This window comes from Pseudomonas fortuita, assembly GCF_026898135.2.
Lineage (GTDB): Bacteria > Pseudomonadota > Gammaproteobacteria > Pseudomonadales > Pseudomonadaceae > Aquipseudomonas > Aquipseudomonas fortuita.
The window spans coordinates 207,614-233,152 of the sequence record NZ_CP114035.2; the positions used below are offsets into that span (position 1 = coordinate 207,614).

Genomic DNA, 25,539 nt, shown 5'->3' on the forward strand with positions numbered 1-25,539 from the left:
GCGGCCCTTTCGCGACACAAGGCCGTTTCCACACGGGTCTTTCCCGCAATCTGCTGACAGCGCATACTCTGGCGCCGGGCCTGCGCGCCTGGCGATCTTTGCCTATGCTGCTGTCTACCAACAAGGAACCAACGTGACGAGGGACACCGCCATGTTCTACGTGCAACGCGACGCCACCGGCCAGTTGCTGCGGGTAGAAGCAGCCGCTTTTGACCAGTTCACCGAAATGCTCCCCGCCGACCATGCCGATATCCAGGAATGGTTTGCCGATGACGTCGTGGAAAACAGCCTCAACCAGCTCAAGCAAAGCGACCTGGACATGATCCGCGTGCTCGAGGACCTCATCGACGTGCTGACCGCCAAGGGCGTGTTCAAGATCACCGACTTGCCCGCCGGCGCCCAGGCCAAGCTGCTCAACCGCTCCACCGCGCGCAAGGCGCTCAGCAGCCTTAACAACCTGATCGACGAAGAAGAGCAGGGCGGGCTGATCTGACAGCTGGGCAGCCCCGGCGACCGTGATATGGTTATTCTTTAAAGGTATTTAAAATATCGCACTTATGACTTTATAGTCACATCCACTGCGTACCCGTCGACCAATCGATGCGCCGCACGACTTGAACCCACACGGGAAATCCCCGTGCGTTTCTGATCGTTGCGCGCTCTTGAAGTCGCGCACTGCGTGGGAGTGATAAATGTCAGCCGCCTCGAACGCCTTGTCGACCATCGACAGCGCCCAGCCGCAAGTTTTCGAAATCCGCCCGTTCTCCGGTGCCGTAGGCGCCGAGATCATCGGCCTGGACCTGGCCAAACCGGTCAACGCCGAGGATTTCGGCCGTATCCATCGCGCCCACCTCGACCACCATGTGCTGGTGTTTCGCGACCAGCGCATCAGCCCGGAACAGCAGATAGCCTTCAGCCGCCGCTTTGGCGAGCTGCAAATTCATGTGCTCAAGCAGTTCCTGCTCACAGGTCATCCCGAGATCCTGATCGTTTCCAACATCATCGAAAACGGCCAGAACATCGGCCTGGGTGATGCCGGCAAGTTCTGGCACTCCGACCTGTCATACAAGGCGTTGCCCAGCCTCGGTTCCATGCTGCATGCCCAGGAACTGCCCAGCGAAGGCGGCGACACGTTGTTCGCCGACATGCACAAAGCCTGGGACGCCGTACCCGGCGCCCTGCGCAAGATAGTCGAGGGGCGCAGTGCTGCTCACTCCTACACCGCCCGGTACGGCGAGACCAAATTCGAAGGCAACTGGCGCCCGACCCTGACCGCCGAACAGTTGGCGCAGGTACAGGAAGTCATTCACCCCGTGGTGCGCACCCACCCGGAAAACGGCCGCAAGGCACTGTTCGTCAGTGAAGGGTTCACCACCCGCATCATTGGCCTGCCAGACGACGAAAGCCGCGACGTGCTGCAACAGCTATACGCCCTGAGCGTGCTGGAGCAGAACACCTACCGCCACCAATGGCAGCCCCACGACCTGGTGTTCTGGGACAACCGCTCGCTGATCCACCTGGCCACCGGCTGCCCCGCACACCTGCGACGCAAGCTGTACCGCACCACCATCCAGGGCGACGCCCCGTTCTGACGACTGAGGACATCTTAATGCGCAAATCCATCAGCCGCCTGGCGGCAAGCATCGGCCTGGGCGCGAGCCTGGTCGTCGGCACCCTGGCCGCCCCCGCAGCGGCCCAGGCCGAAGGCAAGATCCGTATTGCCGAACAGTTCGGCATCGTCTACCTGCTGCTGAACGTGGTGCGTGACCAGCACCTGATCGAAAAGCACGGCAAGGAGCAGGGCATCGATATCGAGGTCGACTGGGCTCAGCTGTCGGGGGGCTCGGCCATCAACGACGCACTGTTGTCCGGCTCGGTGGACATCGCCGGTGCGGGTGTCGGCCCCCTGCTTACTGTGTGGGACCGCACCAAGGGTCGGCAGAACGTGAAGGCGGTGGCCTCGCTGGGCAACTTCCCGTACTACCTGGTCAGCAGCAATCCCAACGTGAAGACTATCGCTGACATTTCCGACAAAGACCGCATCGCTGTGCCAGCGGTGGGTGTTTCGGTGCAGTCGCGCTTCCTGCAGTACGCCGCGGCCCAGCAGTGGGGCGACAAGGAATACAACCGCCTCGACAAATACACCCTCGCCGTACCGCACCCGGATGCTACCGCCGCGTTGCTGGCGGGCGGCACCGAGCTGAACGGGCATTTCTCCAACCCACCGTTCCAGGACCAGGTGCTGGCCAACAAAGACGTGCACGTGGTGCTCAACAGCTATGACCTGCTCGGCCCCAACTCGCCGACCTTGCTGTTTGCCACCGAGAAATTCCGCAAGGACAACCCCAAAACCTACAAGGCCTTCGTCGACGCCCTGGCCGAAGCCGCAGACTTCGCCCAGAAAGACAAGGCCGCTGCCGCCGACACCTACATCCGTGTGACCAAGGCCAAGATCGACCGCGACGCGCTGATCAAACTGATCGACAACCCGCAGTACGAATTCACCGTCACGCCAAAGAACACCTACAAGCTGGCCGATTTTCTCTATCGGGTCGGCGCCATCAAGCACAAGCCGGAATCGTGGAAGGATTACTTCTTCCAGGATGAACGCCCGCTGCAGGGGAGCTGATCGACCATGACCGCCCCATTGCCAGGCCACACGGCCAGCAACCTGAGCCGTGTCGCAACGCCGCCTTTGCTCAAGGTGGATAACCTCAGCCTCGAATACCGCACCGCACAACGCGTGGTGCGGGCCACCCACCAGGTCAGCTTCGAAGTCGACCGTGCCGACCGCTTTGTGCTGCTGGGCCCCTCCGGTTGCGGCAAGTCCACCTTGCTCAAAGCCGTAGCCGGTTTCATCCAGCCGCAGGAAGGGCAGATTCTGCTGCAGGGCGAAGCGGTCCGTGGCCCCGGGCCCGACCGCATCGTGGTGTTCCAGGAGTTTGACCAACTGCCGCCGTGGAAAACGGTGAAGCAGAACGTGATGTTCCCACTGCTGGTGTCGGGCCAGCTCAAGCGCGCCGATGCCGAGGAGCGGGCGCTGCATTACCTGGAGAAGGTTGGCCTGGCCGCCTTCGCCGATGCCTATCCGCATACCTTGTCGGGCGGCATGAAGGCACGCGTGGCGATTGCCCGGGCCTTGGCCACGCAGCCAAAGATCCTGTTGATGGATGAGCCGTTCGCCGCCCTTGATGCGCTGACCCGGCGCAAGATGCAGGAAGAGCTGTTGCTGCTGTGGGAGGAAGTGCGGTTTACCCTGCTGTTCGTGACCCACTCCATCGAGGAGGCGCTGGTGGTCGGCAACCGTATCCTGCTGCTTTCGCCACACCCGGGGCGGGTGCGGGCTGAAGTGCACAGCCATCAGTACGACCTGACGAGCCTGGGTGGCAGCGACTTCCAGGCCAGTGCCCGGCGTATCCACCGCTTGCTGTTTGATGAGGCAGATACCCCGGAAAAGCCCAACGACATTGGCTTCAACGCTATTCGCATTGCCTACTAACAGGAGCTTCAGCCATGACCACTACACCTGTACGCCAGGAATACGAGGTGCAGCTGCAGCCCCTGCTCAGTGTGCCTCTGGAACGACAACTGCCGTTGGCCCAGCGCCTGTGGCAGCAAGGCTGGCTGCGCAAGGCAGTTATCCTGCTGGTGATCGCTGTGCTGTGGGAGGCCGTCGCCCGCTATCAGGACAACGACCTGCTATTGCCTGGCTTTGTACAAACTGCCGCAGCGCTGTGGGACGGCATGATCAGTGGTGAACTGCCGGCCAAGGTTGGCGTGTCGCTGGTGATCCTGCTCAAGGGCTACGTGCTGGGCATCGTCCTGGCCTTCGGCCTGACCAGCCTGGCAGTTTCGACCCAGCTGGGCCGGGACCTGCTGGGCACGTTGACCTCGATGTTCAACCCGCTACCAGCCATTGCCCTGCTGCCGCTGGCTTTGCTGTGGTTCGGGCTGGGCGACAACAGCCTGATCTTCGTGCTGGTGCATTCGGTGCTGTGGGCCTTGGCGCTGAATACCTACGCGGGCTTTCTTGGTGTCTCGGAAACACTGCGCATGGCTGGTCGCAACTATGGCCTGAAAGGGCTGCGACTGGTGCTACACATCCTCGTGCCGGCGGCATTGCCATCAATCCTGTCGGGGCTGAAGATCGGCTGGGCTTTTGCCTGGCGCACCCTGATTGCCGCCGAGCTGGTGTTTGGGGCCAGCAGCGGTAAAGGCGGGCTGGGCTGGTACATCTTCCAGAACCGTAACGAGCTGTATACCGACAAGGTATTTGCCGGGTTGGCGGTGGTGATCCTGATCGGTTTGCTGGTGGAAGGGTTGGTGTTCAACACCCTGGAGCGGCTGACCGTGCGGCGTTGGGGCATGCAGCGCTGACCTGCACTGGCCCTGTCGCCGGCAAGCCAGGTACTCCACGGGTCGTGAGGCTTGTGGAGTACCTGTGGGAGCTGGCTTGCCGGCGATAGGGCCAGTACAGCTATCAAGTCAGGTACTGAGCTGCCGCATTGCTCAGGATCTTGCCAATTTCTTCCCTCAATACTGAAGGCTGCTCCACCACCAACCCATCCCCATGGCTCAGCAGCCACCAGCGCAATGGCCAACCGTCACTCACCGTGGCCCGCAACCGATGCCCATGCTCCAGCGCCGTCAGCTGCATGTCGCTGCTCAACGGCGCATCGCGCAACTGCCGCGCCAGTGCATCGCTGATTCGCGCCACCAGCTCCACGCCCTCACCCTTCGCCGGTTGCAACGCATCCCCCCGCAGGTGCGTCAGCAAGTCGAAGTTACCGCGCAACTCACCCACCGCACTCGCTGACCAGTGCCAGCCAAACGGGATGCTCTTGTCATTGCGTTCCAGCGGAAAGATCAGCGACAGCTCATTGAGGTCGCGCTCTACAGTGCGTTTGCTGACCGTGAAGCCCACATCGCGCAGCCCCCAGACAAGCTCGGCGCTGGTAATACCTGGGGAGCGGCTGGGCAGCTGGCGCAGCAGTGCCCACTGACGGCTGAGAGTGGCGCGAGTGGTGGCGAACGGCAAAATGTAACGTCCTTGTCTAGGCTTGCCGCAATAGGATGGCGGCACGCGTGTTGTATGGCAATTGGCCACAGCCTGCTCAGATCAAGGAACTCGCATTTGGTTGCCATGTACCGAATCGTTCGCGACAGGTTTTGACGTGACGTCACGCAGAATCACGCCTCATCACAGCCGAAGGTTGGGTTGTGCGTCGTTCAATGAGGATGAACATGTCTGCTGCCAGCAATATCCATTCGCTGCTTGCCCGCCTTCTGCCCGAGCGGGTCATTGCGCCACCGGCCCCGGTCGGGAGGCGACAGCGGCTGTTTGCCGGTGTGGGGTTGCCCAGCCAGCGCTCGATGCTGGTCAACCGCCTGGATGAGGCCAGCGACCTGCAGGCCGTATATGCCGACTTGCGTCGCCAGGCGTTGCTAGGCAGCGTGGCGGCGCTGAACGACCTCGGCTGGATCTGGCTCAACGGCAAGTACTGGCGTGCTGATACCGTGCTGGCCGGCCACCTTCTGCGCATGGCAGCCCTGCAGGGCAATGCTGCGGCCTGGTTCAACCTTGGGCAGCAGCATTACTTTGGCAAAGGTATCGACCCTTCCTACGTGCAGGCGGCGGAGTGTTACCGACAGGCCTTCGAACGGGGCATGCTGCATGCCGCCGCAGCACTGGGTGACCTGTATGAGGAGGAGGTGTGCGATGGCGACCTTGATTGGCAGGTCGACCTGGTACAGGCCTACCAGTGGTTCATGCGCGGGGCCGAGCGGGGCGAGGCGCGTTGCCGCTTCGAGGTGGGTTACAGGTTGATGCACGGGCTGTACGTAGAGGCCGACCTCAAGGCCGCTCTCTATTGGCTGGAGCTGGCGGCTGCGGCGGGGGTGGTGCAGGCAGCAGAGGAGCTGGCGGTGCACTTCAGCAGCCGTGATGCGGCGCGGTACCAGGAATGGCGGGACCGGGCGGTGCAGATGGGCAGCACATTGGCACTGACCATGAAGCTGGAAGACCAGATCCAGCCCTGAAATTTCTGCTGCTTGTGCCGGCGATAGGGCCAGCACAGGCAGACACAAAGCCCATCATGAACAACAATTCATCCTTACCCCTCATCGCCCGCTGTTGACGACAGGGGGAGGGCAAGGCGTATATTGATAGTTAGCAAACTATGAATATCCTTGGTTCCCTTCATGTCCCTTGATCTCCTGCGCCTGCAAGTCAGCAGTGGCTTGGTGGTAGCCGCCCGTCATTGGCGGCGTATCTGCCATACCGCCCTGACCGGTTACGGTATTTCCGAGGCCTGCGCTGCGCCGCTGCTGATGATCGTGCGCCTGGGCGACGGTGTGCACCAGGTGGCGGTGGCCCAGGCCGCCGGCCTGGAAAGCCCATCGCTGGTGCGCCTGCTCGACCAACTGTGCAAGGCCGGCCTGGTGTGCCGCAGCGAGGACCCACTCGACCGCCGCGCCAAGGCCCTGAGCCTGACCGCCGAAGGCCGTGCCCTGGCCGAAGCCATCGAAGCTGAACTGGTGCGCCTGCGCCGCGATGTGCTCAACGGTATCGACCAGGCCGACCTGGACGCCACCTTGCGCGTGCTGCGCGCCTTCGAAGCTGCCGGCCTGGGCAGTACGGGCGGGGTGGCATGAACGGCTTCTTCAGTTCGGTACCCCCGGCCCGCGACTGGTTCTACGGCGCGCGCACCTTCGCCGCTTCCATGATTGCCTTGTACATCGCCTTGCTCATGCAACTGCCGCGCCCCTACTGGGCCATGGCCACGGTGTACATTGTCTCCAGCCCGTTCGTCGGCCCGACCAGCTCTAAAGCGCTGTACCGCGCAGTGGGCACGTTACTGGGTGCCGGCGGGGCGATTTTCCTGGTGCCGCCGCTGGTGCAATCGCCGTTGCTGTTGAGCATCGCCATCGCCCTGTGGACCGGCACCTTGCTGTTCCTGTCGCTGAACCTGCGCACGGCCAACAACTACGTGCTGATGCTGGCCGGCTACACGTTGCCGATGATCGCCCTGGCAGTAGTCGACAACCCGCTGGCTGTATTCGACGTAGCCTCTTCCCGCGCTCAGGAAATTTGCCTGGGAATCGTCTGTGCGGCCGTGGTTGGCGCCATTTTCTGGCCGCGCCGGCTGGCCCCTGTGGTGGTGGGTGCCACCGGGAACTGGTTCAACGAGGCAATCCGCTACAGCGACATCTACCTGGCCCGCGAAGCGAGTGCCGACAAGGTGGGTGGCATGCGCGGGTCGATGGTCGCCACCTTCAATTCGCTGGAGCTGATGATCGGCCAGCTAGGCCACGAAGGCGCCGGCCCACATACCCTGAAGAATGCCCGCGAACTGCGTGGGCGGATGATTCACCTGCTGCCGGTCATTGATGCGCTCGACGACGCACTCGTGGCCTTGAAGGGCCGTGCCCCGGCCCAGTTCGCCCAACTTCAACCCGTGCTTGAAGCCGCGCGCGAATGGCTAAAAGGCACTGCTGACAGCGCTTCGGTAACGCGCTGGACCGCGCTGCATGAGCAGATCGACCGCCTGCAGCCCGGTGCCGCCGCCCTCGATCAGCGCGCCGAGCTGCTGTTGTCCAACGCCCTGTACCGCCTGACCGAATGGGCCGACTTATGGCAGGACTGCTGCACCCTGCAGCACGCCTTGCGTACAGACGATGCCAAGCCTTGGCGCGCGGTGTACCGCCACTGGCGGCTGGGCCGGCTGACGGCGTTCTTCGACCGCGGCCTGATGCTGTACTCGGTGGCCTCCACCGTACTGGCGATCGTGGTTGCCTGCGGCCTGTGGATCGGCCTGGGCTGGAACGACGGCGCCAGCGCTGTGATCCTCGCTGCAGTATCGTGCAGCTTCTTCGCCGCCATGGACGACCCTGCGCCACAGATTTACCGGTTCTTCTTCTGGACGCTGATGTCGGTCATCTTCTCCAGCCTGTACCTGTTCCTGGTGCTGCCCAACCTGCACGATTTCCCGATGCTGGTGCTGGCCTTTGCCGTGCCGTTCATCTGCATAGGCACCCTGACCGTACAGCCGCGCTTCTACCTGGGCACCTTGCTGACCATCGTCAACACCTCGACCTTCATCAGCATCCAGGGCGCCTACGACGCTGACTTCTTCACCTTCCTCAACTCCAACCTTGCCGGCCCTGCAGGCCTTCTGTTCGCCTTTATCTGGACCTTGGTGATGCGCCCCTTCGGCGTGGAGCTGGCGGCCAAACGCATGACCCGCTTCGCCTGGCGCGACATCGTTGAAATGACCGAGCCGGCGACCCTGGCCGAACACCGTCAGGTTGGCGTGCAGATGCTCGACCGCCTGATGCAGCACCTGCCGCGGCTGTCGCAAACCGGCCAGGACAGCGGCGTGGCACTGCGTGACCTGCGTGTGGGGCTGAACCTGCTCGACCTGCTGGCCTATATGCCGCGCGCCGGCCAGCAGGCGCGCGAGCGCCTGAACACGGTGGTCGAGGAAGTTGGCGCGCACTACGCCGCTTGCCTGCGTGCCGGTGAACGCCTGCATGCTCCGGCCGCGCTGCTGCGCAACATGGAGCGTGCACGCCTGGCGCTGAACCTGGACGAGCTGTACGAGCGCGGCGATGCCCGCACCCACCTGCTGCATGCCCTGAGCGGCCTGCGGCTGGCGCTGTTGCCGGGTGTGGAGGTGATGCTCGAACCCGCCGAACAACCGCAACTGCCCCCTGGGCTCGACGGAGCGCCCCTGTGATTGGTGAACTGGATATCAGCGGGGTATTTCTGCCCACGCTGCTGGTGATGATGTTTGGCACCTACCTGTTGTTCCTGGGGGTGCATGCGGTGCTGGTGCGCCTGCATTTCTACCGCCTGGTCTGGCACCGGGCGTTGTTCAACGTTGCTCTGTATGCCGTGCTGCTTGGCGCGGTGGACCACTTTTGCCGAAACCTGATGCTGCCATGAAAAAACCTTTGCTGACCTTGGGCCGTGTGGTCCTGACCTTGCTGGTAGTGACCTTCGCCGCCGTGCTCGTGTGGCAGATGGTGGTGTACTACATGTTTGCCCCCTGGACTCGCGATGGCCACATCCGCGCCGACGTGATCCAGATCGCCCCTGATGTGTCGGGGTTGATCCAGAAAGTCGAGGTGCGCGACAACCAGACCGTCAAACGCGGCGACGTGCTATTCACCATCGACCAGGACCGCTTCACCCTGGCCTTGCGCCAGGCTAAAGCGACGCTGGGCGAGCGCCAGGAAACCCTGGCCCAGGCTTCGCGTGAAGCGCAGCGCAACCGCAAGCTGGGTAACCTGGTGGCCGCCGAGCAACTGGAAGAAAGCCAGTCGCGCGAGGCTCGCGCGCGTTCAGCCGTCAGCGAGGCGCAGGTGGCGGTCGATACTGCCCAGCTCAACCTCGACCGTTCGGTGGTGCGCAGCCCTGTGGACGGCTACCTCAACGACCGCGCCCCGCGTAACCACGAATTCGTTACCGCCGGCCGCCCGGTGCTGTCGGTGGTCGACAGCGCCTCGTACCATGTCGATGGTTATTTCGAGGAAACCAAGCTTGGTGGCATTCACATTGGCGATGCGGTGGACATTCGCGTGATGGGCGACAACACCCGCCTGCGCGGCCATGTGCAGAGCTTTGCCGCCGGCATCGAAGACCGTGACCGCAGCAGCGGCGCCAACCTGCTGCCCAATGTCAACCCGGCGTTCAGCTGGGTGCGTCTGGCCCAGCGTATTCCGGTGCGCATCGCCTTCGATGAAGTGCCGCAAGACTTCCGCATGATTGCCGGGCGCACCGCCACGGTGTCGATCATCGAGGGCGAGCGCCCATGAAGCCGCTGATCCTGGCCGGCCTGTGCCTGTCGCTGGGGGCCTGCATGATGGTAGGGCCCGACTATGAGTTGCCCAAGGACGCGGCGGTGCAACGCAGCGACCTGAGCGGCCCGCTACGCCAGGATGCCGACAGCGTTGTATCGGCACCGGTGCCCGAGGACTGGTGGCAGCTTTATCAGGACCAGCGCCTGAACGAGCTGGTACGTCAGGCCCTGAGTGCCAACACCGAACTGCGCGTGGCGGCTGCCAACATCGCCAAGGCCCGCGCCCAGGTTGAGGTGGCCGAGTCGCAAGGGGGCTTCAACGGTGGCGTCAAGCTTGGCGCCCAGCGGTTGCAGGAGTCGGGCGAAGCCTTCCTGCAGCCCGAGAAGGTACCGGTGGCCAACATTGGCGAGGCCATCATCAGTGCCTCGTACCAGTTCGACCTGTGGGGCACCTTCAAGCGCGGCACCGAGGCCGCAAAGGCCAATGCCGACGCGGTCCAGGCCGCTGCCGATACTGCCCGTATCACCTTGGTGGCGGATGTGGTCAAGGCCTACACCCAGGTGTGCTCGGCCAACGAGGAACTCCACATCGCGCGCGAGTCGCTGGACCTGCAGGAACAGAGCGTGACGCTCAACCAGCGCCTGCGCGATGCCGGCCGCGGTGATGAAACCCAGGTCACCCGCTCGCAGACCCAGTTCAAATCCTTGCGCGCCGAACTGCCACGCTTCAAGGCCGAGCGCGAGACGGGTATGTACACCCTGGCTGCGTTGTTGGCCAAGCCAGTAGACCAGCTGCCTGCCGGCACCGTCGACTGTGCCGAGCTGCCGCACCTGAATCAGCTGGTGCCGGTGGGCGATGGCGCGGCCCTGCTCAAGCGCCGCCCGGACGTGCGTCAGGCCGAACGGCAGTTGGCTGCTGCCACTGCCTACATCGGCGTGGCCACCGGGGCGCTGTACCCGGACATCAGCATTGGTGCCCAGGTTGGCACTATCGGCATTCTGGAGAACCTCGGCGAGCCGTCTACCAACCGCTGGGGCTTCGGCCCGCAGATCAGTTGGACCATCCCCACCAACGGCACCCGTGCGCGTATTCGCATGGCCGAAGCCTCTACCCAGGCGGCGTTGGCGAACTTCGATGGCGTGGTGCTGAATGCCATTCGCGAAACCCAGACCCGGCTGGCCCAGTACAGCGCCCTGCTGGACCGGCGTGATGCCTTGGCCGAGGCAGAAAAATCGGCCAAGGAAGCCGCAGACCAGACCCACCGGTACTACCAGGCAGGGCGTGAGTCGTTCCTGGCGGATTTGCAGGCCACGCGCACCTATACCGACATGCGTGCGCAGTTGGCAGCGGCCAATAGTCAGGTAGCCATGGGGCAGATTGGGGTGTTCCTGGCGCTGGGTGGTGGCTGGAAGGACACCGCCAAGCCTTGAGGCCTCCATCGCCGGCAAGCCTGCCCCACGGATCAGCGCAGGTTCTGAGGGCGGCGGAATACTTGTGATCTGATTTGTAGCAAGATTTTTCATGAAATCCGCCCAGGACCCTTGAGCGAAGGCAAGTCGGAGTGAACAATGTTCTCTTTCGCATTCCCTTCGAGACTGGCCATGAAAACCCCTTCACGTCTGCTTGCCTGGTTACCGGCTTTATTGCTCGGCCCGGTGCTGGCGCTGTGCAGCACCCTGGCGCTGGCCGAGTCCCCCGCCGAGGCCGGCAAAGCCCTGCACCTGCTGGACTACATCGGCGCCGACTACCCGCCGACCGTACAAGGCGGCAAGGTGATCGACGAGGGCGAATACCGCGAGCAACAGGAATTCAGCGCGGTATTGGCCGACCTGGTCAAAGCCCTGCCCGCAAATACCGAGCAAGCCGCCCTGGAGCAGGGCGTCCAGACGTTACGCCAGGCCATTGATCAGCGTCAGGAGGGCACCGCTGTCGCCAGGCAGGCCCGCCAGCTGGGCGCGCGGCTGGCAGTGGCCTACGAGGTCAGCCAAGCCCCGGTGATTACCCCGGATCCGGCCCGCGGCGCTGCGCTGTATGCGCAAAACTGCTCGATCTGCCACGGCGACGCAGGCGCAGGCGACGGCCCCGCTGGCGTGGGCCTGGAGCCAGCTCCCGCCAACCTGCGCGATGTCGCGCGTCTGGACCAGTTGAGCCTGTTCGACCTCTACAATACGCTGGCCCTGGGCATCGACGGCACCGAAATGCCGTCGTTTGCCGACCAGCTGGACGACCGCCAGCGCTGGGACGTGGCCGCGTACATCGCCAGCTTCACCGCCAAGCCGGAAGCGGGCAAGGGCGACAAGACCTGGAACCTTGCCGACCTGGCCCGGCAGACTCCGGCCGAAGTCGCCGCTAACGAAGGCAGCGCGGTCGTGGAGGCGTTCCGTGCCCAGCGTGCCCAGCCGCCGCAAGTCAAGCGTGGCCCGGCGCAACTGCTTGAATACACCGCCAGCACGCTGGACAAAAGCCTGGCGGCCTACCGCGCAGGTGACCACGACCAAGCCTATGACCTGTCGGTAGCGGCCTACCTGGAAGGTTTCGAGCTGGTGGAAAGCTCGCTGGACAACATCGACACCCAAGCGCGTAAGGACACCGAAAAATCCCTGATGGCTTACCGCCAATCGCTGCAGGACGGGCTACCCGTTGCCCAGGCCGAGCAGCGTCTGGCCGAAGCCAAGAGCAAGCTCGGCCAGGCCGCGAAGCTGTTGGGCAGCGATGGCCTGAGCTGGTCGCTGAGTTATATCTCCGGTTTGCTGATCCTGCTGCGCGAAGGCCTGGAGGCGATTCTGGTGCTGGCGGCGATCCTCGCCTTCCTGCGTAACACCGGGCAGCAGTCGGCGGTCCGCAGCGTCAACATCGGGTGGGGGCTGGCGCTGGTTGCCGGTTTCGCAACCTGGGCGCTGGCGGCCTATGTGATCGATGTGGGCGGCGCCCAGCGCGAGCTGCTGGAGGGCTGCACGGCGCTGTTCGCTGCGGTGATGGTGCTATGGCTCGGTGTATGGATGCATGACCGCCGCCACGCTGCCGCCTGGAAGGACTACATCAAAAGCAGCCTGGTCAGCGGCGGCGGGCGCTTTGGCTTTGCCATGCTGGCGTTTTTCTCGGTGTACCGCGAACTGTTCGAAGTGATCCTGTTCTACGAAACCCTGTGGTTACAGGCCGGCCCTGCCGGGCACCAGGCGGTGCTGGCGGGTGGCGCCACGGCGCTGGTGCTGCTGGTGGGCCTGGCCTGGGTGATCTTGCGCGGTTCTGCCAAGCTGCCGCTGACGCTGTTCTTCAGCATCAACGCCGCGCTGCTGTGCGCGCTGTCAGTGGTGTTTGCCGGGCATGGCGTGAAGGCGCTGCAAGAAGCCGGGGTGCTGGGCACACGGCCGGTGGCGTTCTTCGAGTTCGATTGGCTGGGCATTCACGCTGATGCCTACTCGCTGTCGGCACAGGCGGTGGCCTTGCTGGCCATCGTGTTCCTGTATGGGCGCTCGTGGCTGGTGGAAAAGCGCAGGGCTACTGCCAACTGACCGGGGGGCGCGCTGCGGCCCGCACCCCGACCGCATCCGTTTCAAGCCATGTGCAATACCTGTGGGAGCTGGCTTGCCGGCGATGGGCTGCATGGCAGCCCCTTGTGATCTCGGTTCAGGCCGGTTGTGGCGCCTTGAGGATGTTCTGCAGCAGCTGGACACTGTCAACGGCGTCGTGACCCAGGCTGGTCAGGTAGCCGCCATCGGGTTGATCGGTCAGCCCCTTTTCATGCAGGCGTTGCGCAGCGGCGACCAGGGCAGGGGCGGCGTTGCTGTTTATCTTGATGCCTTCCTGGCTGCTGTCGTGTTTGAACAGCGCGAGTACTTCCAGTTCAGCGATCAGATCGGGGGTAAAGGACATGGCGACTCCTGACTTCCAGACAAGGATGGCGGCACCGCTTGCGGTGCCTGACCTTCGAGTGTAGTCGGGTTATTCGTCCTCGCCTTGATCCATCTCAGGGGGTAGCTCCGGCAGCGACCGCAGGGCGTTCTCGTACCACTCGCCGTTGAACGCGCGGTCTTCCACCAGCATGTTGTCAATTTCGAAGGCCAGCACATGGGCCATCAGGTTGAGAATGTCTTCACGTTCCCAGCCAACCAGGGTCAGCTTGTTGAAAGTGGCCTTGGCTGCCGGCGGCTCGCCGCTTTCGATCTGGTTCTCGATGGCCTGGGTCAGCGTTGCCTCGGCGAAGGCTTCGTCGTCGTCATTGTCGATGTCGGTGGGCTCGCTCATTGGCGGTACTCCTGTGGTGGGATGCACAGTGTGCCACGCCTGTACCGGCAATGCCCGGGCATTGACGAGGCGCATGACGCTGGTCAGGAACAGGCGTACGGTCTATAAAAGCCCAGCCAACCCCTTACGGCCTGGAGGCTGTTACCTCATGCTCAAGCTTCATGGATTCTCGGTCAGCAACTACTACAACATGGTCAAGCTGGCCCTGCTGGAAAAAGGCCTGCCCTTCGAAGAAGTCACCTTCTATGGCGGCCAGGCGCCACAGGCGCTGGAAGTGAGCCCACGGGGCAAGGTGCCGGTGCTGCAGACCGAGCACGGCTTCCTCAGCGAAACCAGTGTAATCCTCGACTACATCGAACAGACTCAGGGCGGCAAGGCACTGCTGCCGGCCGACCCGTTCGGGCAGGCCAAGGTGCGCGAACTGCTCAAGGAAATCGAGCTGTACATCGAGCTGCCGGCGCGTACTTGCTATGCCGAGTCGTTCTTTGGCATGTCGGTTGAGCCATTGGTCAAAGAGAAGGCGCGTGCCGATTTGCTGGCCGGCTTTGCCACCCTCAAACGCAACGGGCGCTTTGCACCCTATGTGGCGGGTGAGCAGCTGACGCTGGCAGACCTGATGTTCTGCTTCTCGGTCGACCTGGCTTATGCGGTGGGCAAGAAAGTGCTGAACATCGACTTTTTGGCGGACTTCCCGCAGGCCAAGGCGTTGCTGCAGCTGATGGGCGAGAACCCGCACATGGCGCGGATCGTGGCGGACAAGGAAGCGTCGATGCCGGCCTTCATGGAGATGATTCGAAGCGGTAAACGCTAACCGGAGCTAGCGCTGAACTTGTAGGTGCAGCCTTGTGCTGCGAAGAGGCCGGTGCAGACACCCTCTATCCAGGGTGTTTGCACCGGCCTCTTCGCAGCACAAGGCTGCTCCTGCAAAAAGCAGGGCAGCGAGGCTGGCTTAACGGGAAGCCAGCAGCGCCTTGCCACGAACAACGGCAGCACGTACCTGCGCCGGTGCCGTACCACCAATGTGGTCACGGGCATTCACCGAGCCTTCCAGGGTCAGCACGGCAAACACGTCCTGCTCGATCTGGTCGCTGAACTGGCGCAGTTCATCCAGGCTCATCTCGGCCAGGTCCTTGCCGGTGTCCACACCGTACTTCACCGCATGGCCAACGATTTCGTGGCAGTCACGGAACGGCAGGCCACGGCGTACCAGGTAGTCGGCCAGGTCGGTGGCGGTGGAGAACCCGCGCAGGGCCGCTTCACGCATGATGGCATGCTTGGGCTTGATCGCCGGGATCATGTCGGCAAACGCACGCAGCGAGTCGCGCAGGGTGTCGGCAGCGTCGAACAGCGGCTCCTTGTCTTCCTGGTTGTCCTTGTTGTAGGCCAGCGGCTGGCCTTTCATCAGGGTTAGCAGGCCGGTCAGCGCGCCGAACACGCGGCCGCTCTTGCCACGTACCAGCTCTGGTACGTCCGGGTTCTTTTTCTGCGGCATGATCGAGCTGCCGGTGCAGAAGCGGTCCGGCAGGTCGATGAACTGGAACTGCGCGCTGGTCCACAGCACCAGCTCTTCCGAGAAGCGCGACAGGTGCATCATTGCCACGCTGGCAGCGGCGCAGAATTCGATGGCGAAATCACGGTCCGACACGCCGTCCAGCGAGTTGCCGGCCACGGCTTCGAAGCCCAGCAGCTTGCAGGTGAGCTCGCGGTCGATCGGGTAGGTGGTGCCCGCCAGCGCGGCGCTGCCCAGGGGCATGCGGTTGGTGCGCTTGCGGCAGTCGACCAGGCGCTCGTAGTCGCGGCTGAGCATTTCGAACCAGGCCAGCAGGTGGTGGCCGAAGGTGACCGGCTGGGCCGTCTGCAGGTGGGTGAAACCGGGCATGATGGTTTCGGCTTCACGCTCGGCCTGCTCCAGCAGGCCCTGCTGCAGGCGGGTGATTTCGGCCAGGATCAGGTCGATTTCGTCGCGCAGCCACAGGCGGATATCGGTGGCCACCTGGTCGTTGCGGCTGCGGCCGGTGTGCAGCTTCTTGCCGGTGATGCCGATGCGGTCGGTCAGGCGTGCTTCGATGTTCATGTGCACGTCTTCGAGGTCTACGCGCCAGTCGAACTTGCCGGCTTCGATTTCGCCCTGGATGGTCTTCAGGCCATCAATGATGGTGTCGCGCTCGGCATCGCTGAGCACGCCGACCTGCGCCAGCATGGTGGCATGGGCGATCGAACCCATGATGTCGTGGCGGTACAGGCGCTTGTCGAAATCGACCGAGGCGGTGAAACGGGCGACGAAGGCGTCGACGGGCTCACTGAAGCGGCCGCCCCAGGACTGATTGGTCTTGTCGGTGCTCATGGATTCACTCATTGCAGGCGTGAACGAAAAAGTGGCGCCGATAATAGCAGGGTTGGGCTGGCTGCCGCAGGGCGCCGGTCGACAGAAATGCCCGGAAAATGGCAGAGAAGGATTTTAAGGAATGAACGGCAGTGTTCCACGGACCGTCTACAGTTGGACAAAGGACTGGCGGTGAATCTGCCGTCCGAGTGAATCTTTGGCCATCGCACCGGTCTAGAGCGTGACCGCAGTGTCGCTCGAACCACACCTGTCTACGCTATACCTGTGCGAGACTCATTCAGGAATCCAGCGCAATTATGAATGTCCTGATCGTTGATGACGAACCCCAAGGCCGTGAACGCCTCAGCCGGCTGCTCGGCGAACTGGAGGGTTACACCGTGCTGGAGCCTAGCGCCACCAACGGCGAGGAGGCCCTAGCGCTGATCGAAAGCCTCAAGCCCGATGTGGTCCTGCTGGACATCGGTCTGCCAGGCCTGGATGGCCTGCAGGTAGCTGCTCGCCTGTGCGAACGCGAGGCGCCGCCGGCGGTGGTGTTTTGCACCGGGGATGATGAATACGGTGCCGAGGCATTCAAGGACAGTACCCTCAGCCATGTGAACAAGCCGTTCCAGGCCCAGGCGTTGCGCGATGCCTTGCGCAAGGCCGAAAAACCCAACCGCGCCCAGCTGGCGGCGCTTACCCGGCCGGCCAATGAAGGCGGCGGCCCACGTAGCCACATCAGTGCCCGCACCCGCAAAGGCATCGAGTTGATCCCTTTGCCGCAAGTGATCTACTTCATTGCCGATCACAAGTACGTGACCTTGCGTCATGAAACCGGGGAAGTGCTGCTCGACGAGCCGCTCAAAGCCCTGGAAGACGAATTTGGCGAGCGCTTCGTGCGCATCCACCGTAATGCGCTGGTCGCCCGCGAGCGTATCGAACGCCTGCAGCGCACCCCGCTGGGGCACTTTCAACTGTACCTGAAAGGCCTGGACGGCGATGCCCTGACCGTCAGCCGCCGGCATGTAGCCGGCGTGCGCAAGATGATGCAGACCCTCTGATACGGTGCCCGTATGGCAAGGGCTGCGCCCTTGTTCGCGGGTAAAGCCGCTCCCACAGGTTGAGTAGGCCTGGAGAGCGGCACTTCACCCTGTGGGAGCGGCTTTAGCCGCGAAGAGGCCCTCAACTGATCCACATCTGCAAGCGATAAAGGAGATGCTGTTATCATCGGCGGCATTTCTCTGGATCGGGGCGTTCCATGTCCACTCGCGAAATCCGCATTGCCACCCGTAAAAGTGCCTTGGCCCTATGGCAGGCCGAATACGTCAAAGCCCGCCTCGAGCAGGCCCACCCCGGTCTGCTGGTGACCCTGGTGCCCATGGTCAGTCGTGGTGACAAGCTGCTCGACGCGCCGCTGGCAAAAATTGGCGGCAAGGGCCTGTTCGTCAAGGAACTGGAAACCGCCCTGCTGGACAACGAAGCCGACATCGCCGTGCATTCGATGAAAGACGTGCCCATGGACTTTCCCGAAGGCCTGGGCCTGTACTGCATCTGCGAGCGCGAAGACCCGCGTGATGCGTTCGTTTCCAATACCTTTGACAGCCTTGAAGCGCTGCCTGCCGGCAGCATCGTCGGTACCTCCAGCCTGCGCCGCCAGGCCCAGTTGCTGGCGCGCCGCCCGGACCTGCAAATCCGCTTTCTGCGTGGCAACGTCAACACTCGCCTGGCCAAGCTGGACGCCGGCGAGTACGACGCCATCATCCTCGCCGCCGCCGGCCTGATCCGCCTGGGCTTCGAAGACCGCATCACCGCCACCATCAGCGTTGACGACAGCCTGCCAGCTGGGGGCCAGGGCGCGGTAGGCATCGAGTGCCGCAGCGCGGACGTCGAGATCCATGCACTGCTGGCGCCGCTGCACCATGCCGACACCGCCGACCGGGTGGTGGCCGAACGCGCCCTGAACAAACGCCTGAATGGCGGCTGCCAAGTGCCGATCGCCTGCTACGCGTTACTCGAAGGTAACCAGCTGTGGCTGCGAGGCCTGGTCGGCCAGCCTAGCGGCGGTACCCTGCTGGTGGCCGATGCCCGTGCCCCCCGTGCTGCTGCCGAGACCCTGGGTGTACAGGTGGCCGAAGACCTGCTGGACCAAGGTGCCGAGGCCATCCTCAAGGAAGTCTACGGCGAGGCCGGCCACCCGTGAGCCAATGGCGCCTGTTGCTGACCCGGCCTGCCGAGGATTGTGCGGCACTGGCGCAAAGCCTGGCGGCAGCGGGGGTGGGCAGCAGCTGCCTGCCGCTGCTGGCGATAGAGCCCGTCACCGCAGAGCCCCGGCAACGACTGCTTCTGGAGGGCCTGCATGGCTTTCAGGCGATCATCGTGGTCAGCAAGCCGGCTGCCCGGTTGCTGCTTGAGCATCTGGCCAAAGCCGGCACGCAGCCGCCTCGGCAAGGCTGGTTCACCGTGGGTGAGGCAACCGCTGCGGTGCTGCAAGGGGCCGGGCTGGCGGTGAGCACTCCGTCGCGTGGCGATGATAGCGAAGCCTTGCTGGCACTACCGGCCCTGCTTCAGGCAGTTGCCGTGCCCACAGCGCGTGTCTTGGTCGTTCGTGGCGTCGGAGGTCGCGAACTGCTGGCAGAGCGTCTTGCCGAGCAAGGTGCTAGTGTCGAATATCTGGAACTGTATCGTCGCTGCCTGCCGGTTTACCCCGCAGGCACCCTGAAGCGCCGCATCGAAGCGGAACGCCTCAATGGCCTGGTGGTCAGCAGTGGGCAGGGTTTTGAACATTTGCAGCAGCTGGCCGGCGCCGATTGGCCGCAGCTGGCACGCCTGCCGTTGTTCGTGCCCAGCCCGCGGGTAGCCGAACAGGCCAGGGCCGCCGGGGCCCAACAGGTTGTGGATTGCCGTGGCGCCAGTGCCACGGCCTTGCTGGCAGCCGTGCAGCGCAGCGCTGCACCTGCTTCTTAAGGCGCTAAGCTGAACGCGATGCGCCCCCATGCAAAGGATGGATACGTGAGCGAGACTGTCTTGTCCAATAACGATCAGCCGTCGGCACAGGCGCCGGCGGAACCCGTCACCGCCCCACCTGCCAAGCGCTCCGGCAGTGGCCTGGCAGCGCTGGCCTTGCTGCTGGGTGCGGCCGGGGTGGCGGTAGGTGGCTGGGGTGTCTGGCAGGTGCGTCAACTGCAAGGCAGCGAGTTCAATCAGGGCCAGCACATCGAGGCGCTGAACCAGCGCGCCGAAGCCCTGCAGCAGCGCGAACAGCAGATCAGCGCGCAACTGGCCAGCCTGCCGGCTGCCAGCGAGCTGGAAGACCGTCGGCGCCTGGTGGCGCAGCTGCAGGGTGACCAGCAGCGCCTCAGCCAGCGCCTGGAAACCGTGCTGGGAGAGAGCCGCAAGGAGTGGCGCCTGGCGGAAGCCGAGCACCTGCTACGCCTGGCGACCCTGCGCCTGTCGGCCTTGCAGGACATCACCAGCGCCAAGGCACTGGTCGAAGGCGCCGACGAGATCCTGCGCGAGCAGAGTGACCCGGGTGCTTTCGCGGCCCGCGAGCAACTGGCGCGCAGCTTGGCCACGCTCAGCAGCACCCAGCAACCGGACCGTACCGGCCTGTTCCTGAAACTGGCTGCTCAACGTGAGCAGGTACAGCAGCTGAGCGCGCAATCGCCCGAGTTCGACAGCAATGCCGATGCCCTGGGCGCCCTGACCGCTGACGGCGATGGTGCCAGCCGGCTGTCGCAGTGGTGGGCAGAAATCTCCAAGTACTTCCAGATCGACTTCAACGCTGACGAAAGCGTGCGGCCGTTGCTGGCTGGGCAGCAGCTGAATCAGCTGCGCCTGGCCCTGAGCCTGACCATCGAGCAGGCCCAGTGGGCGGCCCTCAATGGTGACGCCAAGGTATACACCCAGGCGCTGGACGACGCTCGCAGCGTCTTGCTGGCCAACTTCAACGCCGACAACCCGCAAAGCAAGGCCATGCTCGACAGCCTCAATGCCTTGGCCGATCAGCCGGTGTCGGTGGTTACCCCCGACCTCAGCGAAAGCCTGGCGGCCGTGCAGGCCTACATTCAGCGCCGTCACCTGCCGGCCGAGGCTGAAGGGGGCAAGCCATGAAGCGTGTCTACCTGCTGGCCGTGCTGGCCATCGTGATTGCCGCGGCGCTGGGTATCGCGGTCGCCAAACACAGCGGCTACGTACTGCTTTCCTATGGAAGCTTCCGCTATCAATCGGGGCTGTGGGCGGCCCTGGCCGGCCTGCTGGCCGTGGTCGCATTGTTGTGGTTGTTGCGTTATCTGGTCGGCCTGGTGCTAACCTCCAGCGGCGTGGTCAACCCGTGGTCGCGGCGTAACCGCAGCCGGCGTATTCGCCTGGCCATCGAACAGGGCCAGCTTGACCTTGCCGAGGGCCGCTGGGCCAGTGCTCAACGCCACTTGCAACGCGCCGCCGAGGCCGAGCGCCAACCGTTGCTGTACTACCTCGGCGCCGCACGCGCTGCCAACGAGCAAGGCCGCACCGAAGACAGCGACAACCTGCTGGAGCGCGCCCTGGAGCGTCAGCCGCAAGCAGAACTGGCCATTGCCCTGACCCATGCGCAGTTGCAGATGGACCGTGGTGAAAATGATGGCGCCCTGGAAACCCTGTTGGCCATGCAGGAGCGCCACCCGCACAACACCCAGGTGCTGCGCCTGCTGCAGCGCCTGCACCTGGAGCGTGGTGACTGGTCGGCACTGATCCGCCTGCTGCCAGATCTGCGCAAGGGCAAGGTGCTGCCGGCCGCCGAGCTGGCCGCCCTGGAGCAACGTGCCTGGGGCCAGAACCTAAGCCTGGCCACCACCCGTGGCGAGGACGCGCAAACTGCACGTCAGGCCTTGGAACGCGCTTGGCAGCAGCTGACCACGGCCCAGCGCCAGGAGCCGCAACTGGTGCTGGCTTACGCCGAGCAATTGCGCCAGGTGGGTGCCCAAGGCGAGGCCGAGCAAGTGCTGCGCACCGCCCTCAAGCGTGAATACGAAAGCCACCTGGCCCGGCTGTACGGCCTGGTGCGCGGGGATGACCCGGCGCGCCAGCTGCAAACTGCTGAAGGTTGGCTCAAAGAGCACCCGCAAGATGCCAGCCTGCTGCTGACCCTGGGCCGGCTGAGCCTGCAGAACCGCCTGTGGGGCAAGGCGCGAGACTACCTGGAAAGCAGCCTGCGCATGGAGCGCAACCCCGAGGCTTGCGCCGAACTGGCCCGCCTGCTCGCGGGTCTTGGCGAGACCGAGCGCAGCAACCAGCTGTTCCAGGAGGGCCTTGGCCTGCTGGACGAACGCCTGCTGGCGCTGCCTTTGCCAGAAGGCGTACGCGCCTGACCCACCCCACAGCCCGCGCCAAGGTGCGGGCTGTGGGGGCGGGTAATTTATCTCTTGCGGCCAGCGCTATCAGCAGTCCCTTTCTTCAGGTGCTTCCTACTGCATCGCTGGAAATTTCCTACGCGATTCAGGGACTTGTCGTTGTTGTCGTGCCTTGAAACAAAGCGTGTCTTTCCTCTACCGTTTCAAGTCACCACTTCTTGCGGATCTTCAACGTCCATGCTGCCGGCCCGTTTGCGCACCTTTTTCCTTCCTGCCTGCCTGGTCGCACTGGCGGTGCTGGTTGCGTCTTTGCGCCTGGAAACCACAGTGGGGCTGGTGCCGTGCCCATTGTGCTTCAGCCAGCGTTTGTTGCTTGGTGTGTACGCGCTGCTGTGCCTCGCAGCCGTGCTGCAGGCACCGGGCACGCAGGGTACCGTTCGTTATGCGCAGGGGGTACTGGGCTGCTCGCTGGCGGGCGCTTTGCTGGCAGCACGGCATGTCTGGGTGCAGGGCGCTGAGGGTGTCATTCATGTTTGCCCGGTGCCGATCGGGCGGGTGTTCGAGCAATCCTGGGCTGAGGCAGCACGGCAATTGCTGCTGGGTGGGCCTGATTGCAGCTCGCTGACCTGGAGCTTTCTCGACCTGACGTTACCGGAGTGGAGCCTGTTGGCCTTCCTGCTTCTGGCGGTGCTGCCCCTGAGTTACCTGCTGGCGTATCGTTTCCGCACCCTGGCACGAGCATGACCTGAAGCAAGGCCACGTCATTACCGCGACCAATGGTGATGTAACAGGGGATTAAACACTTGTATGAACTTTGTCTGCTGCGTACCTTGATGGGCAGCACGCGTGGGAATAATCTCCCAGCACGCATACCGAAAATACAACTGCTCGATGCCGTCCTGCTGATGTCACCTTTGTGCCGCACGGTTGTGGTGCGGGGTGCAGCGGCATCTACCCAGAAGGGAAGAGATCGCCATGCTCGATAGTTGTCAGAACGCCCAGGAACGCTGGGGTGGGGTTCACAAGCTGATCGACCGTTGGCTGGAGGAGCGCCGGCAACTGGTGCAGGCTTTCCGCGGCTTGCGCGATTTGAAGCCAGCCTTTGCCGACAAGGACACCAACGGAGACTTTTGCGCACTTCTGGTCGACTACGTTTCGGCGTGGCACTTCGAAGTTTGCGAGCAGCTGGTCAGCGAGGCCAAGGCTTTCGGAGACGAGAAAGCGCTGAAGCTGGCTGAAGAACTCAACCCACGGATCAACGACAGTACCCAGGTCGCACTGGCCTTCAATGACCAATGCACCAAGGGTGAGTGCAAGGACACCGAACGCTTCGCCGAAAAGCTGGGCAAGTTGGGCGGGCTGTTGCACGAGCGCTTCGAACTTGAAGACTGCCTGATCGAGGTGCTGCACAACGCACACAAGGAAGAGGGAGCAGTCCAGGCGTGAGAGTTGACGTCAGTCGCCAACCGCCAGCAATTCGATCTCGAACACCAGGGGTGTATACGGTGCGATAAGGTCACCCGCGCCTTGCGCGCCATAGGCCTGCGCCGACGGAATTACCAGGCGCCATTTGGCTCCGGCGTGCATCCTTGGCAAGGCCACCTGCCACCCTTCGATCACCGAGTCCAGGCTGAACCACTGGGGCGCCTGGTTCTGGTCGAACACAGAGCCATCCGGCAGCCTGCCCACATAACGTACCTGCACTTTGCCGCCCGCTTTGGGCTGGGCGCCAGTGCCTGGCTGCAGCTCGCTGTAGAGCACACCTTCCGGTAGTTCGCGTACCCCATAACGGCCACGCTCGTTGGCCATGAAGCGCGTTTCGGCTGCCTGCAACTTCTGCGTGGCGGCGTCACCTTCCCTCGCTTCGTGCTGCTGCAGCACCGCTTGCATACGTGCCTTGTCGAGCTTCAAGGGTTGCCCCTGATAGGACTGCTTCAGGCCTTCGACCAGTGCGTCCAGTTGCAGGCCAGGCATATCCTGGCGCAGGCGCTCACCCAGGCTGGCCCCCAGGCTGTAGGCAAGGTCATGGTCGTTGCTGTCGGCCATTGCAACTGGCACCAGCAGGCATAAACCTAATACAAGATATCGAGGCAATGCCCTGACTCCCAAATATCAGCAATGATTAATTCAGCAACTACACTTTCACGCAGCTGCAAGATAACAACTTTGCCCAGGCATGCAACGCGGCGTAAATATTACTGTCAACATGCCCTAGCGGCGGTAGCAGCAGAAGCATAGTATGAGCCGCAATCTCGTCAGCCAGGAGGTAAACCATGTCGGCCAAAAAGAAGCCAGTAAGTACGCCGTTACACCTGCTCCAGCAACTTTCGGGCAGCCTGCTCGAACACTTGGAAGATGCCTGCTCGCAAGCGCTGGCTGATGCGGAAAAACTGCTGGCCAAATTGGAAAAGCAGCGTGGCAAGGCCCAGGAAAAACTGCACACCGGTCGCCTGAAACTGCAGGATGCCGCCAAGGCGGGTAAAGCCAAGGCGCAGACCAAAGCGCAAAAAGCCGTTGGCGAACTTGAAGAGCTACTCGATTCCCTCAAGGAACGCCAAACCCAGACCCGTACTTATATCCAGCAACTCAAGCGCGACGCTCAGGACAGCCTCAAGCTGGCCCAAGGTGTAGGCAAAGTTCGCGAAGCAGCCGCCAAGGCCCTTGACCTGCGTGCCGCCAAAACCACCAAGCCTGCTGCTGCCAAGCCAGCTGCAAGGTCCACTGCTGCTGCCAAACCTGCCGCTAAGCCAGCTGCCAGGTCCACTGCTGCTGCCAAACCTGCCGCTAAGCCAGCTGCCAGGTCCGCTGCTGCTGCCAAACCTGCCGCCAAGCCAGCTGCCAAGGCCACTGCTGCTGCCAAACCTGCCGCCAAGCCGGCTGCCAAGGCTACTGCTGCTGCCAAACCTGCCGCCAAGCCGGCTGCCAAGGCTACTGCTGCAGCTAAACCTGCCGCCAAGCCGGCTGCCAAGGCTACTGCTGCAGCCAAACCTGCGGCCAAGCCAGCTGCCAAGGCTACTGCTGCAGCCAAGCCAGCGGCCAAAGCCACTGCTGCCGCCAAGCCTGCTGCCGCTGTCAAACCTGCCGCCAAGCCAGCGCCAGCCAAAGCTGCTGCCGCGAAATCCGCTGCTAAACCAGCTGCTGCCAAGGCTCCAGCACGCACGGCCGCCAAGCCAGCTGCCGCCAAGCCTGTTGCCAGCAAGCCAGCCGACGCCAAACCTGCTGCGCCAGCCGCCAGCACCCCGGCTGCAGCAACCAACTCGGCCAACCCGGCCTCGTCGGCAGCGCCGTCGGCACCCGCCAGCACCCCGGCTCAGGCACCCTCTTCGGCGTCCTGAAGCGCAGTCGCCGCGACGCGCAACTGATCCAGCGCGTCGTGGTGTCGGACAGGGGCCGGCGCCAGCCGGGCCAGCCAGTCGTCCGTGGGCTCCCTGGAGCCTGCGGGCCACTTTTGGGCGAATTCCTGTAAGCGCTCCAGCAAAGTTCTTTCTGCCTGCAACTCCAGCCCCTTCACCTGTTCACGCAACGACGCCAACTGCGTATCTCCCAACGCTGCCGCTCGCCATTGCTGGCGCAGGCTGCGGAGTGGAGTGACCACTTCGCGCTGCCACGGCTCGGCCATTTCGTGCAGTGCTTGCACGCGCTCCTCCAGCACAGCCACAGCACGTGCTTGCAGCCAGGTTGCGCATAGCAGCAGGCAAACATCGCCACCCTGCGCCTGCAGCTCAAGGCAGGCTGCTTCCACGCCAGGCCTGGCATACAGGGCCAAAGCGTAATTCCACAGGTCGGTGTACATGGTTCCACTCGCGCTATGGGCCGAGGAAGCTGGTAGACTCCGCGACC

Annotated in this window: 27 protein-coding genes; 21 read left to right on the forward strand and 6 right to left on the reverse strand. The window is 63.5% G+C overall.

Annotated features, from left to right (window positions below; all coding sequences use genetic code 11):
* The first annotated feature begins 151 nt into the window (after positions 1-151).
* The 5 genes from OZ911_RS00890 to OZ911_RS00910 all read left to right on the forward strand — a co-directional run bounded on the left by OZ911_RS00890 (position 152) and on the right by OZ911_RS00910 (position 4,377).
* The gene (locus tag OZ911_RS00890; protein WP_016484321.1) at positions 152-493 is read left to right on the forward strand and encodes a hypothetical protein; all 342 of its coding nucleotides are present in this window, start codon (positions 152-154) and stop codon (positions 491-493) included.
* Between the two features lie 199 nt (positions 494-692).
* Complete coding sequence (locus tag OZ911_RS00895) at positions 693-1,592, forward strand: TauD/TfdA dioxygenase family protein (protein WP_016484322.1); 900 nt, start codon at positions 693-695, stop codon at positions 1,590-1,592.
* A gap of 17 nt (positions 1,593-1,609) precedes the next feature.
* Complete coding sequence (locus OZ911_RS00900) at positions 1,610-2,629, forward strand: ABC transporter substrate-binding protein (protein ID WP_016484323.1); 1,020 nt, start codon at positions 1,610-1,612, stop codon at positions 2,627-2,629.
* 6 nt (positions 2,630-2,635) lie between these two features.
* Positions 2,636-3,499, forward strand: coding sequence for an ABC transporter ATP-binding protein (locus OZ911_RS00905; protein WP_023047949.1), 864 nt, complete (start codon positions 2,636-2,638; stop codon positions 3,497-3,499).
* Positions 3,500-3,513: 14 nt separating this feature from the next.
* Positions 3,514-4,377: an ABC transporter permease gene (locus OZ911_RS00910; RefSeq protein ID WP_016484325.1), complete on the forward strand. Its 864-nt coding sequence runs from the start codon at positions 3,514-3,516 to the stop codon at positions 4,375-4,377.
* 103 nt (positions 4,378-4,480) lie between these two features.
* Here OZ911_RS00910 and OZ911_RS00915 read toward each other — a convergent pair whose 3' ends face one another.
* Positions 4,481-5,038, reverse strand: a complete 558-nt coding sequence (locus OZ911_RS00915; RefSeq protein WP_016484326.1) for a WCX domain-containing protein — start codon at positions 5,036-5,038, stop codon at positions 4,481-4,483.
* Positions 5,039-5,244: 206 nt separating this feature from the next.
* Between OZ911_RS00915 and OZ911_RS00920 the strand changes: the two genes are divergently transcribed.
* The 7 genes from OZ911_RS00920 to OZ911_RS00950 all read left to right on the forward strand — a co-directional run bounded on the left by OZ911_RS00920 (position 5,245) and on the right by OZ911_RS00950 (position 13,316).
* Positions 5,245-6,039 (forward strand): tetratricopeptide repeat protein, encoded by a 795-nt coding sequence (locus OZ911_RS00920; RefSeq protein WP_023047948.1) that lies wholly within the window; start codon positions 5,245-5,247, stop codon positions 6,037-6,039.
* Positions 6,040-6,201: 162 nt separating this feature from the next.
* On the forward strand, positions 6,202-6,654 hold the full coding sequence (locus tag OZ911_RS00925) for a MarR family winged helix-turn-helix transcriptional regulator (RefSeq protein ID WP_060518123.1): 453 nt from the start codon (positions 6,202-6,204) through the stop codon (positions 6,652-6,654).
* Positions 6,651-8,738 carry an FUSC family protein gene (locus OZ911_RS00930; protein ID WP_023047979.1) on the forward strand — a complete coding sequence of 696 codons (2,088 nt, stop codon included), beginning with the start codon at positions 6,651-6,653 and terminating at the stop codon, positions 8,736-8,738. Before OZ911_RS00925 ends, OZ911_RS00930 begins: the two co-directional genes overlap by 4 nt.
* A complete protein-coding gene (locus OZ911_RS00935) occupies positions 8,735-8,947 on the forward strand; it encodes a DUF1656 domain-containing protein (RefSeq protein ID WP_003255905.1) in 213 nt (70 codons plus the stop codon). The genes OZ911_RS00930 and OZ911_RS00935 overlap by 4 nt, the downstream gene beginning before the upstream one ends.
* A complete protein-coding gene (locus OZ911_RS00940; protein WP_016484331.1) occupies positions 8,944-9,819 on the forward strand; it encodes an efflux RND transporter periplasmic adaptor subunit in 876 nt (291 codons plus the stop codon). Before OZ911_RS00935 ends, OZ911_RS00940 begins: the two co-directional genes overlap by 4 nt.
* Positions 9,816-11,234: an efflux transporter outer membrane subunit gene (locus tag OZ911_RS00945; protein WP_023047978.1), complete on the forward strand. Its 1,419-nt coding sequence runs from the start codon at positions 9,816-9,818 to the stop codon at positions 11,232-11,234. The genes OZ911_RS00940 and OZ911_RS00945 overlap by 4 nt, the downstream gene beginning before the upstream one ends.
* Positions 11,235-11,372: 138 nt before the next feature.
* On the forward strand, positions 11,373-13,316 hold the full coding sequence (locus OZ911_RS00950) for an FTR1 family protein (RefSeq protein ID WP_016484336.1): 1,944 nt from the start codon (positions 11,373-11,375) through the stop codon (positions 13,314-13,316).
* A gap of 115 nt (positions 13,317-13,431) precedes the next feature.
* Here OZ911_RS00950 and OZ911_RS00955 read toward each other — a convergent pair whose 3' ends face one another.
* A complete protein-coding gene (locus OZ911_RS00955; RefSeq protein WP_016484337.1) occupies positions 13,432-13,677 on the reverse strand; it encodes a TIGR02647 family protein in 246 nt (81 codons plus the stop codon).
* A 69-nt stretch (positions 13,678-13,746) separates the two neighbouring features.
* Positions 13,747-14,049: a hypothetical protein gene (locus OZ911_RS00960; protein WP_023047977.1), complete on the reverse strand. Its 303-nt coding sequence runs from the start codon at positions 14,047-14,049 to the stop codon at positions 13,747-13,749.
* Positions 14,050-14,197: 148 nt separating this feature from the next.
* Between OZ911_RS00960 and OZ911_RS00965 the strand changes: the two genes are divergently transcribed.
* Complete coding sequence (locus OZ911_RS00965; protein WP_016484339.1) at positions 14,198-14,860, forward strand: glutathione S-transferase; 663 nt, start codon at positions 14,198-14,200, stop codon at positions 14,858-14,860.
* 138 nt (positions 14,861-14,998) lie between these two features.
* On the opposite strand, the gene argH is transcribed toward OZ911_RS00965, so the two are convergent.
* On the reverse strand, positions 14,999-16,393 hold the full coding sequence (argH, locus tag OZ911_RS00970; protein WP_016484340.1) for an argininosuccinate lyase: 1,395 nt from the start codon (positions 16,391-16,393) through the stop codon (positions 14,999-15,001).
* A 296-nt stretch (positions 16,394-16,689) separates the two neighbouring features.
* Between argH and OZ911_RS00975 the strand changes: the two genes are divergently transcribed.
* From OZ911_RS00975 to OZ911_RS01005, 7 genes are all read left to right on the forward strand, one after another.
* Positions 16,690-17,433, forward strand: a complete 744-nt coding sequence (locus tag OZ911_RS00975) for a LytR/AlgR family response regulator transcription factor (RefSeq protein WP_016484341.1) — start codon at positions 16,690-16,692, stop codon at positions 17,431-17,433.
* A gap of 197 nt (positions 17,434-17,630) precedes the next feature.
* Positions 17,631-18,572, forward strand: coding sequence for a hydroxymethylbilane synthase (hemC, locus tag OZ911_RS00980; RefSeq protein ID WP_023047976.1), 942 nt, complete (start codon positions 17,631-17,633; stop codon positions 18,570-18,572).
* Positions 18,569-19,336: a uroporphyrinogen-III synthase gene (locus OZ911_RS00985; RefSeq protein ID WP_023047975.1), complete on the forward strand. Its 768-nt coding sequence runs from the start codon at positions 18,569-18,571 to the stop codon at positions 19,334-19,336. The genes hemC and OZ911_RS00985 overlap by 4 nt, the downstream gene beginning before the upstream one ends.
* A 45-nt stretch (positions 19,337-19,381) precedes the next feature.
* Positions 19,382-20,482: a uroporphyrinogen-III C-methyltransferase gene (locus tag OZ911_RS00990; protein ID WP_023047974.1), complete on the forward strand. Its 1,101-nt coding sequence runs from the start codon at positions 19,382-19,384 to the stop codon at positions 20,480-20,482.
* Positions 20,479-21,717: a heme biosynthesis protein HemY gene (locus OZ911_RS00995; protein WP_016484345.1), complete on the forward strand. Its 1,239-nt coding sequence runs from the start codon at positions 20,479-20,481 to the stop codon at positions 21,715-21,717. The genes OZ911_RS00990 and OZ911_RS00995 overlap by 4 nt, the downstream gene beginning before the upstream one ends.
* A 219-nt stretch (positions 21,718-21,936) precedes the next feature.
* Complete coding sequence (locus OZ911_RS01000) at positions 21,937-22,443, forward strand: disulfide bond formation protein B (protein ID WP_016484346.1); 507 nt, start codon at positions 21,937-21,939, stop codon at positions 22,441-22,443.
* A 231-nt stretch (positions 22,444-22,674) separates the two neighbouring features.
* Positions 22,675-23,145, forward strand: coding sequence for an Rsd/AlgQ family anti-sigma factor (locus OZ911_RS01005; protein ID WP_016484347.1), 471 nt, complete (start codon positions 22,675-22,677; stop codon positions 23,143-23,145).
* A gap of 9 nt (positions 23,146-23,154) precedes the next feature.
* Here OZ911_RS01005 and OZ911_RS01010 read toward each other — a convergent pair whose 3' ends face one another.
* A complete protein-coding gene (locus OZ911_RS01010) occupies positions 23,155-23,793 on the reverse strand; it encodes an FKBP-type peptidyl-prolyl cis-trans isomerase (protein ID WP_023047973.1) in 639 nt (212 codons plus the stop codon).
* 179 nt (positions 23,794-23,972) lie between these two features.
* On the opposite strand from OZ911_RS01010, the gene OZ911_RS01015 reads away from it, so the two are divergent.
* On the forward strand, positions 23,973-25,034 hold the full coding sequence (locus OZ911_RS01015) for an AlgP family protein (protein WP_070086489.1): 1,062 nt from the start codon (positions 23,973-23,975) through the stop codon (positions 25,032-25,034).
* Here OZ911_RS01015 and OZ911_RS01020 read toward each other — a convergent pair.
* A complete protein-coding gene (locus tag OZ911_RS01020) occupies positions 25,010-25,492 on the reverse strand; it encodes a TIGR02444 family protein (RefSeq protein WP_023048235.1) in 483 nt (160 codons plus the stop codon). The two genes, OZ911_RS01015 and OZ911_RS01020, sit on opposite strands and share 25 nt — an antisense overlap.
* Positions 25,493-25,539: the final 47 nt, after the last annotated feature.